Genomic DNA, 14951 nt, shown 5'->3' with positions numbered 1-14951 from the left:
CTTCTCAGGATGCCTTGATCGTTCCGGGCATAGAAGGCAAACGCATGCACCAGGTTCGTGCGAATGAGCGTACCGTCCAGATCGTAAAAGGCTGCCGCCTTGGCCAAGATTGCTATCCTACCTCCTTGCAACCGGTTGGATGGAACCCTAGATATTACGCCGTCGCGGCCGAGCCCTCAACAGTGAGACCCGATTGATCGGTACCCGAGGCTGAGCATAGGATGGGCGACTATGAAACGTCGCGCCACGATCACCTCGGTCGGCCGGTTCCTCCCCGACCGGATTCTCTCGAACCGCGACCTCGAAGAGATGGTGGATACCTCGGACCAGTGGATCGTCGACCGTACGGGGATCCGAGAGCGTCGACTCGTCGAAGGTGGAACCGGCACCTCGGAGCTCGCGGCCGCCGCCGCTCAAGAGGCGCTCGACCGGCGCGGCATTGGCGCGAATGACGTCGAGCTCATCATCGTCGGCACCATCACTCCGGACATGTTCTTCCCTTCGACCGCCTGCCTCGTCCAGGAAAAGCTCGGTGCCCGCCACGCGTGGGGATTCGACCTCTCGGCCGCCTGCTGTGGCTTCCTGTACTCGGTCTCGGTGGCGGCCCAGTTCATCGAGTCGGGAGCGCATGAGCGGGTCCTGGTCATCGGCGCGGACGTCATGAGCAGCATCATCAATTACAAGGACCGCGCGACCTGTGTCATCTTCGGAGACGGCGCAGGTGCCATTCTCCTCGAGCCTGCTTCGGGCAACGACGAGGGGTTTCTCGGTTTCCAGCATCGGGTCGAAGGAAGCGGCGGTCGATTTCTCTACATGCCCGCCGGCGGCAGTGCGAAGCCCGCCAGCCACGAAACCGTCGACCAGAACTTGCATTTCGTACACCAGGACGGCCGCCAGGTGTTCAAGTACGCCGTGCGCAAGACGTACGAGACGACGACCAGCCTTCTGGCGATGCACGGTCTGACCGCCGACGATATCTCCCTTCTCATTGCCCACCAGGCCAACGTCCGAATTCTGGATGCGACCGCCGAGAGGCTCGGACTTCCCCCGGAGAAAATCGTCAAGAACATCGACAAGCTCGGAAATACCACCGCGGCGACCATTCCCCTCGCGCTCTACGACGCGGTCGAAGATCAACGGCTCCACAAGGGGGATCTCGTCCTCTTCAGCTCGGTGGGGGCAGGATTCACCTCGGGAGCGTCGCTTCTGCGCTGGAGCGGACTCCGCACGAACGGCGGGCGCTGAGTTTGGCCCCGAATCGCCTCGGTGCCGAGACGAGCCCCTATCTCCTCCAGCACGCACACAACCCCGTCGACTGGTATCCCTGGGGAGAGGAGGCCCTTCAGAGGTCGCGTCGCGAGGACAAGCCCATCCTACTCTCGATTGGCTATTCGGCGTGCCACTGGTGCCACGTCATGGAGCGCGAGTCGTTCGAGGACGAAGAGACCGCCGCCCTGATGAACGAGAGCTTCGTCTGTATCAAAGTCGACCGCGAAGAGCGACCGGACATCGACGAGATCTACATGAGCGCCGTCCAGATGATGACCGGATCCGGCGGATGGCCCTTGACCGTCTTTCTCACGCCCGCGCTCGAGCCTTTCTACGGAGGCACCTACTTTCCTCCCGAGAATCGCTTCAATCTCCCGTCATTCAAGACCGTCCTCGAGCAAATTGCCCGCGTCTACCGCGACGAGCGTCCCCGGGTGGTCGAGAGCGCCACGCGCCTGACCGAGAGGCTCCAGGGTCTCGCCGCGACGCCCGAGACACGAGAAATCCTCTCCCGCCGGCTCATCGGAGATGCCGCCCGGGATCTCGCCTCGCGTTTCGACCCTCGGCACGGCGGCTTTTCGCCCGCGCCCAAGTTCCCCCCGGCGGGTTCGCTCTCCCTTCTCATGCGACACCACGTCGCAAGCCCCGATCGGGACACCCTCTTCATGGTAACGCTCACGCTGGACAAGATGGCGGCGGGGGGTATGTACGACCACCTCGGAGGTGGTTTTCACCGGTACGCAACCGACAGCCGTTGGCTGGTTCCCCACTTCGAGAAGATGCTCTACGACAACGCGCTTCTGGCACGAGCCTATCTCGAGGCCTACCAGCTGACCGGGAACGAGGACTACGCTCACGTCGCCAGGGAGTGTCTCGATTGGATCCTGCGGGAGATGCAGGGCGCAGAAGGAGGCTATTACAGCAGCCAGGACGCGGACAGCGAGGGCGTGGAAGGGAAGTTCTACGTCTGGTCCTACGAGGAGGTGCACCGGCTGCTCGGAGCCGACGCCGCGAGCTTTTGTGACGCCTACGACGTTACACCGGGCGGCAACTGGGAGGCGAGCAACATCCTGAACCGAACCGGCCAACTGGATGAAGAGCACGACCCTTCTCGCCGCACACTCTTCGAGGCCCGCGAGCGACGCGTCCGCCCCAACCGGGACGACAAAGTTCTTACGAGCTGGAACGCTCTCACCATCATCGCGATGGCTCGCGGGTACCGGGTGCTCGGTGACGAGCGCTTCCTGAGCTCCGCCCGTCGGGCTGGGTCCTTCATTCTCGAGCGCCTGTTCGAGGGCGATCGTCTCCTCGCGAGCTACCGGCTCGGCCGCGGGAAACACAAGGCGTATCTGGACGACTACGCCTTTCTCCTCGGTGGTTTCGTCGAGCTGTTCGAGTGCGACTTCGATGGGCGATGGCTGGCGTCGGCTAACCGCCTCGCGTCGGAACTGAAGCGCCTCTTTCACGACGAGGCGCTCGGCGGTTTCTTCTTCACCGGCTCGGACCACGAGAAGCTCATCACCCGCTCCAAGACCGCCTACGACGGGGCGATCCCGTCGGGCAATGCTCTCGCGGCAAGCTACCTCTTGAAGCTGTCCGAGTATACGGGCTCGCGCGAGCACGAAGCGCTCGGTGCCCGGACGCTTCGCGCGTTCCATGCTCTGATGGAGCGCTCGCCGAGCGCTTTCGCTCACATGCTGCTCGCTCTCGACTTCCATCTGTCCCCGAAGCGCGAGATCGTGGTCGTCGGCCGCGAAGCCGACTCCGCTTTGCGCGATCTCTGGCGTATCTACGCGCCCAACGTCGCCATCGTGCACGTCGACCCGCAATCGGCGGAGCTCCACCTTCCAGTGACCGAAGGCAAGTCGGCCGGGCCGGACCCTCGGAGACCGCGGTTCTACGTCTGCTCGGCCTACAGGTGTCAGGCGCCCACCGATTCGCTGGATGAAGTCATCTCCTCTCTGCGAGTGCTAGAATGAACTCGTCATGACCAAGACGACCTCAGTCCTGATTCTCGCCATCGTGCTTTTCGGGATCGGCTTGGCGGAGACGTCCATCCTTGCCGACGGTCCAACGCTCAAAGTCAAGTCGCCTCGAATGACCTTCATGCGGCCTCGCATGCCCAACGAGCCTCAAAGACCGGCGGTCACCATACGCGTCACCGCTGAGCTGGAAGACCTGGACAAGGCCGAGGACCCCGAAAAGTACTACTGCCTGGCCGAGGTGTGGGAGTGGGACGACGACACCGAGTCGGAGTACGCGCCCGACTGCGACCCATATACCGAGGGCGTCGAGCTCAAGAGACATTTCAGCGCCAGCCATCAATACCGTTACCCCGGTACGTACACCGTCTATTTGAGGCTCGAGCGAAACGGCAAGACGGTCATCGCAGGAAACGCCAAAGTCCAGATTAGAAGCTAGTCAGCAGGCTGGTGAAAGAGTACCGCCAGCCGGATCCCGCCACGGCATTGAGCACGAGCAGGCTCATGAGAAATTCAGCGTAGCCTGCGCGAGCGGAGCGAGCCCGGCGCGAAGCGCCGCAAAGGCCGAGCCGTGGCGGTTGATCGATCGCAGGTCCCGCCACGGCATTGAGCACGGGAAGGACCGGGAGGGGTTTGCACCCCTCCCATCGGGGCATGAAGGCGTCGATTACGGTCCCGCAGCTATGAAGACGAAATCCGAGTACTCCCATTTGAAATTGACGAGGTACCAGAGTCTCACGTAGATTGTGCTGCCATTCACCGGAAGACCCGATACCGTCAGCGACTGGGTCGCACCCAGGTTCCCACTATCGAGGTAGTTCTTGGCCCCCGGACTCGATCCGACCTGCAGCCACCACGCGGCCGGTGACTGGCCACTCGGAGCAGAAGCCCAGGTGAAGTTTACGCTGGCGCCAGGGAGAACACTTCCGGGTATGGGCGACGTGATGGTGGGTCTGCCGAGATTGGCCGCCGTGAAGACGAAGTCGACGAAGCTCCATGTCCCGCCCATTTTGTAATTCAGCCGCACGTAAATCGTTCTCCCATCCGTGGGAATTCCGCTCACGCTCTTCGTTGTGGCTCCCGCACCCAGGGGGCCGCTGTTGAAGAGGTTGGTGCTGCCCTGCGCCGTTCCCACGTACAGCCACCAATCGACCACCGGTGCCCCATCGGGGTGCGCTTGCCAGCTGAACGTGACGTTCGTCCCGGGAAGTATCGTACCGGGAGCCGGACTCGTCATGGCTGGCGCGAGGTTCTGAGTCGGGAAGACAAACAGCGTAGACTGCCACGCTCCATTCAAGAGATAGAAGAGCTTCAGGTGCAGATCTTGACCGTTCGTGGGAAGTCCTGTTACCGGAATGGATGTGGTGGTCGATCCGAGATTGCCACTGTTGAATACGTTGTTGGATCCGGCCGTGGTGCCGATATAGACCCACCAGTTCGTGACCGGCGCCCCGTTCGCCTCCCACTGGAAGGTAACCGTCGGGCCGGGGAGCACCGATCCCGGTGACGGACTCGTCAAAGTCGGAGTGCCTTCACTTCCCCCACCGTCGGGCGACGCGGCGTACTGGAAGTCGGTGAACGTCCAGGTGAGTGCCATCCGATGCCACAGCCTCACGTAGAGGTCGCGCCCATCGGTGGGGATGCCGGAAACACTTCGAGACAGTGCCGCTCCCAGATTTCCGCTGTCGTGGATGTCCCGCCCGCCGAGGCTTGAGCCGACGTAGAGCCACCATGCGTTGACCGGTGCCCCGTCAGCGGTCCATTCGAAAAGAGCGCTCGCACCCGAAAGCTCCGAGCCGGGCGGCGGGGCCGTCATCGTGGGAGCACCCAAATCGGCCGTGTATTGGAAGTCCTCGAAATCCCAGGCTCCGTCGAGCTGAAATCGCAGACGCGCGTAAATCGTTCTCCCGTCTCGGGGAAGCCCGTTGACGGGGGCCGACAACGCGGTCGTGACGCCGCTCGAGAAGAGCTCCTGGCCTCCCGGAGTGCTCGAGACCCAGAGCTCCCAGTGAGTCACCGGCAGGCCGTCACTCGTCCAGGAGAAGGTTACACCGGCTCCGGGAAGCTGGGAGCCGGGTGCCGGGACGACGAGGGCGGGTCGCGGCAGCTGCCACGCCGTGTAGTTGTAGTCGATCTTCTTCCAGGACCCTTGAAGGAGCCACCAGAGGCGAACATGCACCGGGCTTCCGTCCGTGGGTAGCCCGGCTACGACTTTCGACGTCGTCGCGACGCTCATCGAACCGCTATTGAACAGTTGACTTCCTCCCACGGAGGTTCCTACGAAGAGCCAATAGCTCGAGACGTTCGTGCCGTTCGATGCCCATTCGAACGTGACCTCTGCGCCCGGAAGCTCGGTCCCGGGTGGCGGGCTGACCATCGCCGGATCGCTCACTGGCGCCTTGTAGGAGAAGTCCTTGAAACTCCAGCTGCCGCCGAGGCGATACCGGAGTCTCACGTAAAGAGTGCTTCCATTCCTGGGAAGGCCCTCGACCTGGACCGTCAGGCTGGTTCCGAGAGAGCCGCTCTCGAAGAGATTGCTGGTGCCTGGGCTAGTGCCCACCCAGAGCTCGTACTCCTCGACCGCGACGCCGTTCGACTCCCAGGCGAAGGTGACGTCGCTCCCCGGAAGAGTGGAGTACGGCTCGGGCTCGAGCATTCGGGGACCGGGCTGGCAATTCGCGGGAATGTCGAAGCCGTTGGTCGGAGTCGTGCTCGACGGCCCGCCGCTCACGGCATCCACGCCCAGACCGAAGTCGGCGAAACCCTGCCACAGCGTGCAGACGTCTTCGCCGCCGTGAAGGTTCACCGCGGCTTGGATGATGCCGTCCCTGACGTCGGTGAACGTCGGCGAGCAGGCGGTGAACTTCATGCCCTCGTTGACGTAGAGCATCATCCTTTGATTGCCAGCTCCCCCGGTCGCGTTCGCGAGGTCGGGGTCGAAGCCGTACTGCTCGACGAGCCTCCAATACACTTCCCAGGCTGCCTGTGCCCAAACCTCACCGACTCCGTGAGGAACGGCCATTCCGTTGATGCTCTCGTAGGTGTGGTCGTTTACCGAATCGTCGGTGCTATAGCGCTGGGTCCGAATCCCGTCTCCATCGGCGGGGTCGCCAAGCACATACGTGGCGATGCCGCGCGGCATCTCTGGGGTGTCACCTGGCCTCGCGGTGTAGACGAGCGCCCACCAGTCGCTCAAGCCTTCGCCGGGCTGCTGATCATTGAACAGGCACAGGACGTTCGCGGGACCTCCTACCTGACGGGTGGAGATGCCATGGCCGTACTCGTGTACGATGATTCCCGCGTCCAGTGAGCCATCCCTCCTCGGGTTGGTCTGGTTCCAGAGGAACATCTGCATCCTGGGTCTCGTTCCGTCGGACAGCGTCAAGAAGTTGGCGTTGTTCAGACCCCCGCCGTCCTGCACTTCGGCACGAAGGTCGTCGCTGCCCGCGCCCCCGAGTCCGAAATTGTTGACCTGGAAGTTTCCTGCGACCTCGTCGAATCCGTACCGATATTGAACGTCGTGAATTCGGTTCGTCCAGTAGAAGACGTTGGCGATGGCGGCGTTCGTGTAGGTCGTTGGGTCGGCGCTCAGACTCAACGGAAAACTGCAGTTGCCTCCGGGACAGGTCGGCTCGCTCGCCGGCGGTGCATTGTCGTCGTTCGCGTCGTCATAGGCATGGACGTTGTTGCCACGCATCGTGGCGAAGGTTTGCCCGCCATTGTCATGCCAACCGAGCGGCGAGGCGATGGGGTCTGCCCCGCCCACCACGAGGATCCGGGCATCCTGGGGAGGGAGAGGAGACGTATGGTTCGGGCTCTCGACCGGCAGGGGATAGACCTGGTACTGCGAGTCTGAAACGAGATCGAAGCGCGTGATCACTCGACCCGAGTCGTCCGGCTCCAGACCTCCGGTCGCGTCGACGTTGAGGTCGTGCACATGTCGCGAGTCGTTGGTATGAACTCGCAGGTTCCACACGAGGGTGAGCCCGCGTCCCATGGGAAGCCAGAGGAGCTTGGCCTCGACTGGCTCGTCCGAGAGCTCGCTGGCACGAAGCGTCTGTGCGAGATTCGCGCCAGAGGGGCCCTTCGTCACCCGAGCCCTCCGTCGTGGTCCAGCGCCCAGATGGCGGCCGGCAGCCGAGGTGGCGGTTACCGCGTCGATCGCCGGTGCGAGAGAGCCGAAGTCGTCGACCCCCACGGCCCTCGCCTCTCGGGCGACTCGCGACGCTCGATCGGTTCTCAAGAGATCCTCGAGTCGCGGAACGAAGGCGTTGCTGATTCCAATGATCGCCCCGTCCCCGCCGACGTGAACCTGGAGCTGTGCGTTGAAGATGCGAATACCGTAGAACTTCTGGCACAAGTAGATGTGTGTCGTTTCCGTTATCCGGGAGTAGACCTGGTCGCAGATATCGATCTCGTTCAGGTCCGTTGGCCTCAGCCCGAGCAGGTCGGAGTTGGCTCGAACAAAATCGACCGCCACGTCCAGCGGGGCTCCCGATGACGGTTTCGTCAGCTTGCCCGTCGGATTCATCAAGCTCCGCGTCACTCCGGTGGCGGGATCGAACGCGGCCACGAGGGAGCCGCCCAACGACTCTCGCAATGCGACGATTCGGTCGAGCTGAACGGACGTCGGCGACGCTCCCTCGAAGCTCATGGTCTTGCGCCGGTCGATGGCCGCCTCCGAGGCATCGGTCGGACACGGCACGTAGAGAAACCCGACGAGGCTGGCGAGAACCACGCCGGAGATTGACCGTGAGGACGGATGCATCTCGACCTCCCTGATGACCGCATCGGCACACACCGACACGTTTCGCTAGATGCTGATGCTTCGTTTTAGCCGCTCCATCCTCCCCTGATGGAGCATGCACGCGGCTCGCGCGCTCGTGGGGGCGGCGCAAGCGTAGCAGACTTCGCCAGTTTTAGCTACATGGGGGAAGAAAAAAAGTGGGGAGTTCGCAAAAAAAACCTTCTTGCCAGGGCTAGCGGCGCCTCCGTCTACGCTTTCATTCGATCGGCGGTGCGGCCGGCGGAGCCGTAACGGAGCTCCAATATCGAGCGAAGAGCGCTTATCCCGTCCGGCGACGAGCCTTCGTTACGAACCTCGATGACGTTCCAGCCGGACTTGCGGATCGTGTCGACGGCTACGCCAATCGTCCTGGCCGAGTTGAGAAGGAAACGATTCAAGTCGTTACCGATGTAACGCCGGTAGAGACCTCTCGCGACGACACGCTTCGCGCACAGCTCCACCGGCGCGCGAACCGATATCACCAGGTCGGATCTTGGCAAGAGCGCGGAGTACTTCGCGATCCAGGCGGCATCCGGCTCCTGGCCAGCCGATGCATGAATGCTCGTGACGCGGTGGACGAGACCCTCGGAAAGGACGAGGGCCTCCTTCGGCAAGAGATGGTCGCCGAAATAGTGATGAAAGGCCCCATCGCGAAGAAAGAACCGCAGAACCTTGCGCCTGTCCCCTGTGGACAGAGGGCGTCGCCAGAGCTCGGAAAAGACGTGCCTCGTGAGAGCCCGGTTGTGGAGGCAAAACGGGAGACGATACAACTTGAGCAAACGACGACCGGCAGCATCCATGAGGCGTTCCCGCCTCGCGGAGGGACTCGCGATCCCGATGAGGCGCCCCGGATGGGTGCGCTCGAAGCAGCGGATGCGGGCTTCGCGGGCAAGCATCGCCGACACACCGAGCTCGCGCAAAATGGTCCTCGCGGCGTCGCGCAGCGTACTCTTGCCCGCACCCGGCGGTCCGACGAATTCGACGATCACGTGCGCGAGTCTTTCGCGGCCAAAGAAGGCCTACCAGCCGTACAACCTCGCGATTCCGTCGGCGTATTTGGAGCTCTTGGTCATGCGGAAGGGAAACTGATTCGTGATGGTACTCACCGTCTCGTCGTCCTCGGGCTCGTACTTCAACTCCAGGATGACATTGGCCTCATCGGTCAATGGCGCGAGCCAGGGCGTGGAGAGTCCCTCCATCCGGTAGAAGCGGAACTCGGTATCGAGGGTGATTCGATACCTCGCGTCGGCGGAGCGAAAGTATCGTCGGCGATAGCGGTTGACGAGCACCGCCTCGAGCCCCGCCATCTCGTTCTTGACCGTCTCGGGAACGTTGCGATCGGCAAGGACCCGGTCGAGGAGGAGCTCGTTCCCGCTCGGGCCGACCTCCATCGCTTCCATCGAATAGGTCTCTTTGCGTCCCAGGAGACCCTTCTTGATCTTGATCTCCAGAGTCGGTCTCGCCACACGACCCAGAAGCTCTCCGTACCATCGAATGCGGTGCTTCTTTCGGTCCCGCGACCCCTCTACGTTGTCGGAATAGTTGTTCATTCTCACGGAGTCGAAGTAGATATTGTTGACGTCGCGCTCCTCGAAGATCTCGGAGAACAATGCCGGATGCAAGCGAACGACCGATTCGACCTCCTCCTTCGAGAGATCTCTGACGAAGAACTTACGCTCGAATCGATAGCCGTTCGCGTTCGTTCCCTCACTCGTCACGAATCGCCTCGAAATTCCGCTCGCGAGCCCGGATGGGCACGCCCATTTCAGACCATTCCTTTGTTGTCGAGAAAACTGACGTTGACCGAGTCTCCCAAGCTCTGCAGCGCCTGCTTCGCCTCGTTGAGCTGGTCGTAATCGGCGAACTCGACGAAGAAGCAAGCCTGAAGCGCTTCCCTGGTCTCGTCGAAGCGCTTGAGGTTGACCGCGGAGCAGTAACGCGTCAGCGTGTCGATGACTTGCTTCAGCTCGACTTTCTGAGGGTTGTGGCTGTGGACCGTCAACTGGACGTTCTGACCGGGGCGAGCCCGTCGTGCCACGCTCTTGCGGAGAATCAAGATCGCGGAAATCAGGGCGACGGCCACGAGGGTAATCGTCGTCTGATCGGCGCCCAGGCCGAGCCCGATACCGATCGCAAGGAAAAGGTAGGCGAGCTCTTCCGGGTCCTTGATGGCGGCCCGGAACCGTACGATGGAGAGCGCCCCGACCAGACCCAGCGACAGGGCGAGAGACGACTTCACGATGGAGATGATGAGCATCGTGGTCATCGTGATCAACATGAAGTTGCGTGCAAAGGCGTTTCGGTTGGCGAGGGTGTCGGCGTACTTCACATAGATTCGGCCCAGCAGAAACGACAAGGCGGCGGCGATGAGCAGGTTGGTCACGAACGAGAATACGGGTATCTGGACACTCGTCGTCGCAAGGAAATCCTGAAACGTCAGCGGCGCACTGGGCTGCATCGGCTTCCTCCTCGTGAGCGCGGCCGCGGCCTAGCCGGAGACTGCGGGTCTCGCGTGAGCTAGTAACGGGCTCATCCTGTCCCCATCGATACGACCCCCGGTGCCGCCGGGTCCGCATCCGAGATCGGGGAAATGCGCTCGACCGCGCAAGGCCATTTCATTCACTGAACCGACTTGGTTTTGGGGGGCGGACGTCAAAGTATATCGCATTGTCCGGCAGCGAATCAAAGGTGCGCCTCTTGGGTTGTCGTCGCGGTTAACGCCGGGACGGAGCGCCGGCGGTGAAGTTCGTCTCGACCGCGCCGAGGTCGGGGCCGGTGCCGGAGAAGGCCCCCTCGTTCGCTTGGAGCAATCTCGCGCCGCTGCGTTCGAACGACACCGCTCCGGCGTCGATCGCCGGGCTCCCGTTTCGAGGCCGACCCCGAGCGTCGAGCATCGGATCGGAGAACACATTGGTCTTTTCGACGACGTGGCTCTGATGGACGTCGGTGCCGTTGTTCCAGAACAGGTTGTGGGCGGCAATCGAAGCTCCGTCGGCCCCCTTGAGGGCGATTCGCGCCGAGCCGGCGAAGAGGTTGTTGAGGGCGACGAGATTGTCCCCCCCGGTGACGCCGTGATCGTTGTCGAGGAACGTATTGTGGACGAGAAGGATCGATTCCACCACGCTGGCAGCGCGGTAATCCTCCTTGGTGCGACCGTTGTCCATCAATCCGAGGCCGGCCATGGCATTCGCCTCGATGTGGTTGCGCTCGATTACGAGAACGCGATCGGAACGGTCGGGATAGTCGATGATCTGGATTCCGTCCTCTCCGTTGCCGGAGATGACGTTGTGGCGGATTTTGATATCCAGAGTAGGCCCTTCGTAGGGATGGAGCCGAATCTCGATTCCATCGTCGCGGTTGCCCCGAATGATGTTGTGCTCGATGATGGCTGCCGTCGGCCCGTCGAGATCGATGCCGTCATCGCTGTTACTCTCGAAGAGATTGCCGCGACACACGCCCCCACCCCTCTCGTAATCGATCGCATCCTTGTTACCCACGAAGCGGTTGTTCTCAATCCGCAGTCTTGCCCTGGCGCTGATACCGTCGTCTCCATTTCGGATGGTGAAGCCGATGATCCGGGTTGCGGGGCCTACCGAATCCCTGACCTCGATGACCGTGGAGCCGCCGCCATCCAAAATCGTCCGCTCGATGAGCGACGAATCCCCCGTGGTGAGGAATTGCGAGGCCAGAGTGATCGTCTTGCCGGCCAGAACGAGGGTCTCGTCGTACCTGCCGGGGGATACGAGGACCGTGTCGCCGTCTTTCGCGGCGTCGATGGCATCTTGAATCGTCGCGCGGTCTTGTGGAACGCGGACGATCGGGCCAAGCTCGGGAGCATGAACGACGAACGTCGTCGGATCCGAAGAGACATGCTCGCTGTCGGTCGCGGTGAGCTCGAGAATATAGGTTCCCGGCATCGAGAACGTGGCGGTCGTACGGGCCAAGCCGGGATCCGCGAAAGCGACATCCGCTGGTCCACTCAGAAGACTCCAGGAGACCTCGACCGGAAGCGGTTCTCCGTCATCCGAGACCACCCCGGTCAGGCTCGCGGTTTCCGGAAGCGTCAGAGCCGAGTCGGGACCCGCGGACACAACGGGCGTCTGATTCATTCGGGTCGAAACGATGGAGGATCCCAAGCCGGTCGAGCGGGCGCCCGGCGGCGAAGTCGCCGGGAGCCATGCCATCCCCAGTGGTAGGGTCACGAACAGAAAGAACTTAACCAGCGTACTCAAAGGCTTGCGTCTCCTCGCGTGAGAGTGGTCGACCCCGGCCCCCCGGCTTTCAGTATACCGTCCGATGTGCACCGAAGGATGGCTTGACCGTTCCGTATTCCACACAGTAAAATTATTTGAACTCCCCAACGATTTTGCGTCGCGAGCCCGATTGAACTCCCGCTGTATCCGTGCGGGTGCCCCTTGCCGGCACTTGTTACACGGCAGGGAGCCTGTCGAGCGTCGTAGGAAGCAGGCGACCCTTGGCGCGCAATTCGAATCTACCATCGGAACCCGCTTCGGGCGATCGAGCCCGCCCATTGCACGCCACGTTGGCATCACTCACGTCGAGGGGAGCGTCTGTCTTCTGGCTCGCCCTTCTGGTCGCGATCGGCGTTGCCGTCACCCGGGAACCTCGATCCGAGACCGCTCGCGTCTCGAATCTGTACCTGGTCCCCGGCGCTTTCCCCGATACCTACTTGATGTTGAGCAAGACCGACGAAGGTCGCGGTCATCTCCTGGCGCGCCGAGATTCGAGCTTTCGCCGAGGTCGGGAAAACGTTCCGGGAAAAGGCTGGTACGTCGACCGCTTCGGCGCCGCCCCGGACGAGGGAATACCGGACCACTGGCTCCTGCGCTCCAAAAGGCAGGGCACGATGATTCTCGTTCCCGTCGAAGCCGTCGAGGACTGGACCTATCCGTTCGTCTACGAGCTCGTCAGCCGACAGTTCCCCCAGCTCGCGCTCCCCTGGGCGACCTGGACCGAGCTGTTCGTGAATCGAGTCTATCGAGGGCTCCATTTGAGAGTGAGTCTGCCGTTCGACCCGAGAAAAAAGGACGGTGGGAGCGGTATCCTCAGGGAGCTCGTTACGGTAAGGGGCGACGCGCTTACCGCGGTCGACACGCGATTCAATCCCGACGCCAGACTGTATATCGATTTGATTGCGGAGAGCAGGTTTCCCCGTGTGGCACCGCCGCCTCCCGTCCTCGCCTGGCTGGAATCGCGACGGCCATTCGACGAGACGCTGTTCCTGCTGAGCAACGTCGAGCCATTCGACCTCTCGCTATTCCCGTTGCCGGTCTCTCTCGAGGAGCTCGCTCACAAGCTTCACCGGACCCCGCTTCGCACGGTTCAGGACGAGAGGCATCGGAGCTTGGCGACAGGAGATACCTCCAATCCACCGCCCTTCGACGAGGAGTGGCTCGATGACGCTTTCCAAAACTATCGCGAGCGGTTCTGCTCTGCGTTGAAGTCCCACCATGCGGCGCAGGACAAGCCCATGTCGCCGGCAAACGGGGAGATCTGCTCCGATGGCTAGGCCGTTGAGAAACGAGCTCAAGTTCCTCGTCACCTATCAAGCGCGCGAGGCCCTCCTGGCCAGGTGGAGCCGGCACCTGAGCAAAGACCCTCACACCAACGGCCATGGGACGATGCCAATACTGAGCCAGTATTACGACTCTCCGAATCTCAGGTTCTACGAAGAGAAGCTGGATGGCGTGGCGTTTCGCAACAAAGTTCGGGTTCGGACCTACGGCACGCATTTCGGAAACGGCTCCGCGACCTTCCTGGAAATCAAGCAACGCATCGGAGACCGCGTCCGCAAGATCCGACAAGAGATGCGAGACTTCAGGTACCGCGATCTCGACCCGGACAACTGGAGGTTCGACGACCCAGCGGCCGAGGATGCTTTTCGCTTTTTGCACTTTCGCTATCGGCTGCGGCGCTCGGCTCAGGTCTGGTACCTGAGAGAGGCCTACCTGGGCACCGTCGAGAGCCAAGTGAGAGTCACCTTCGATCACAGTCTGACGGCGCTCTATCCCGGAGAGCTGCTGAGCAGAGACCTCATCAGCGCCCCATCGCGCCGATGCCTCGGAGATACCCTGTTCGTTCTGGAAGTCAAGACCACCAACGGCATACCCCACTGGGTCACCGAAGGCGCCGTCGCCACCGAGCTGCGGCAGGTGCCGGTCCCCAAATACGTGCTCGCGGTAGAGAAGCTTCAACTGACCGAAACTGCACCCTCGGGAGTCTACCCATGACTTGGGATTCTTTGGTTGCGCAGCTGTTCCAGCCGTCCGACACGGTCCTGTTCGGCTTTTTCGACGTCGTCACCGCAATGGTGGTGTCGACGCTCTTGTGCCTCATGCTCGCACACATCTACCGGATCACCCACCGGGGAACGAGCTATTCGCAGTCGTTTCTCGTCACCATGATGCTCATGGGGGTGACCACCGCCGTGGTGATGATGATCATTGGCAGCAATATCGCTCGAGCGTTCAGCCTGGTCGGCGCGCTGTCCATCATCCGGTTCCGTACCGCCATGAAGGACCCACGGGACACCGGGTTCCTCTTTGCCTCGATGGTCGCAGGAATGGGCTGCGGCACCATGTTCTACATGCCCGCCATCGCTCTGACCATCTTCGTCTCGGTTCTGGCATTGCTTCTGTACCATTTCGACTTCGGTGTGAAACAGCGCCTCGAGTCGGTCATCCACGTGACCTTCGCCCAGTCGCCCGGGGCGGAAGAAAAGATCGAAGCGGAGCTCAAGGACCGATTCCCCCGGGTGAAGCTGATCAACCGGATCATGGACTTTGGCGACGGTCGGGTGACGAACGTGTACGTGGTTCGACCGAGCAGCCTGTCTTCGTTCGAGGACGCTGAGGACCAGCTGAAGAATCTCAATGGAGTCGTCCGCTTGGCGC

At 62.0% G+C, this 14951-nt stretch carries 11 protein-coding genes; 6 read left to right on the top strand and 5 right to left on the bottom strand.

Annotated elements, in window-relative coordinates; genetic code table 11:
- Positions 1–231 precede the first annotated feature (231 nt).
- Genes VEK15_20490 through VEK15_20480 form a run of 3 tightly spaced genes read left to right on the top strand, consistent with a single transcriptional unit; the run spans position 232 to position 3690 of the window.
- A complete protein-coding gene (locus tag VEK15_20490; GenBank protein ID HXV63091.1) occupies positions 232–1245 on the top strand; it encodes a beta-ketoacyl-ACP synthase III in 1014 nt (337 codons plus the stop codon).
- A gap of 2 nt (positions 1246–1247) precedes the next feature.
- Positions 1248–3248, top strand: a complete 2001-nt coding sequence (locus VEK15_20485) for a thioredoxin domain-containing protein (protein ID HXV63090.1) — start codon at positions 1248–1250, stop codon at positions 3246–3248.
- A 7-nt stretch (positions 3249–3255) separates the two neighbouring features.
- Positions 3256–3690: a hypothetical protein gene (locus VEK15_20480; GenBank protein HXV63089.1), complete on the top strand. Its 435-nt coding sequence runs from the start codon at positions 3256–3258 to the stop codon at positions 3688–3690.
- 228 nt (positions 3691–3918) lie between these two features.
- Here the strand turns inward: VEK15_20480 and VEK15_20475 are convergent, their stop codons facing one another.
- From VEK15_20475 to VEK15_20455, 5 genes are all read right to left on the bottom strand, one after another.
- Positions 3919–8019: an extracellular metalloproteinase gene (locus VEK15_20475; GenBank protein HXV63088.1), complete on the bottom strand. Its 4101-nt coding sequence runs from the start codon at positions 8017–8019 to the stop codon at positions 3919–3921.
- 227 nt (positions 8020–8246) lie between these two features.
- Positions 8247–9026, bottom strand: coding sequence for a hypothetical protein (locus tag VEK15_20470; protein ID HXV63087.1), 780 nt, complete (start codon positions 9024–9026; stop codon positions 8247–8249).
- 30 nt (positions 9027–9056) lie between these two features.
- Complete coding sequence (locus VEK15_20465; GenBank protein HXV63086.1) at positions 9057–9755, bottom strand: VTC domain-containing protein; 699 nt, start codon at positions 9753–9755, stop codon at positions 9057–9059.
- 47 nt (positions 9756–9802) lie between these two features.
- Positions 9803–10495, bottom strand: coding sequence for a DUF4956 domain-containing protein (locus VEK15_20460; GenBank protein HXV63085.1), 693 nt, complete (start codon positions 10493–10495; stop codon positions 9803–9805).
- A gap of 256 nt (positions 10496–10751) precedes the next feature.
- Complete coding sequence (locus tag VEK15_20455) at positions 10752–12269, bottom strand: right-handed parallel beta-helix repeat-containing protein (GenBank protein ID HXV63084.1); 1518 nt, start codon at positions 12267–12269, stop codon at positions 10752–10754.
- Positions 12270–12568: 299 nt separating this feature from the next.
- On the opposite strand from VEK15_20455, the gene VEK15_20450 reads away from it, so the two are divergent.
- The 3 genes from VEK15_20450 to VEK15_20440 form a co-directional block, all read left to right on the top strand.
- Entirely contained in the window at positions 12569–13567 is a 999-nt protein-coding gene (locus tag VEK15_20450; protein ID HXV63083.1) for a hypothetical protein, read from the top strand.
- Entirely contained in the window at positions 13560–14288 is a 729-nt protein-coding gene (locus VEK15_20445; GenBank protein HXV63082.1) for a polyphosphate polymerase domain-containing protein, read from the top strand. The genes VEK15_20450 and VEK15_20445 overlap by 8 nt, the downstream gene beginning before the upstream one ends.
- The coding region (locus VEK15_20440; protein HXV63081.1) for a DUF4956 domain-containing protein at positions 14285–14951 on the top strand (667 nt) is incomplete at its 3' end. The genes VEK15_20445 and VEK15_20440, both read left to right, overlap by 4 nt.

The organism is Vicinamibacteria bacterium, from assembly GCA_035620555.1.
Lineage (GTDB): Bacteria > Acidobacteriota > Vicinamibacteria > Marinacidobacterales > SMYC01 > DASPGQ01.
The sequence above is the reverse complement of the archived record's forward strand: the minus strand, read 5'-3'. Positions and strand labels throughout refer to the sequence as shown.

What these genes read in the sequence shown, in the direction of transcription:
- VEK15_20490 (HXV63091.1), top strand. Translation starts at nt 232, where the DNA reads ATGAAACGTCGCGCCACGATCACCTCGGTCGGCCGGTTCCTCCCCGAC.
- VEK15_20480 (HXV63089.1), top strand. Translation starts at nt 3,256, where the DNA reads ATGACCAAGACGACCTCAGTCCTGATTCTCGCCATCGTGCTTTTCGGG.
- VEK15_20475 (HXV63088.1), bottom strand. Translation starts at nt 8,019, where the DNA reads ATGCATCCGTCCTCACGGTCAATCTCCGGCGTGGTTCTCGCCAGCCTC.
- VEK15_20460 (HXV63085.1), bottom strand. Translation starts at nt 10,495, where the DNA reads ATGCAGCCCAGTGCGCCGCTGACGTTTCAGGATTTCCTTGCGACGACG.
- VEK15_20445 (HXV63082.1), top strand. Translation starts at nt 13,560, where the DNA reads ATGGCTAGGCCGTTGAGAAACGAGCTCAAGTTCCTCGTCACCTATCAA.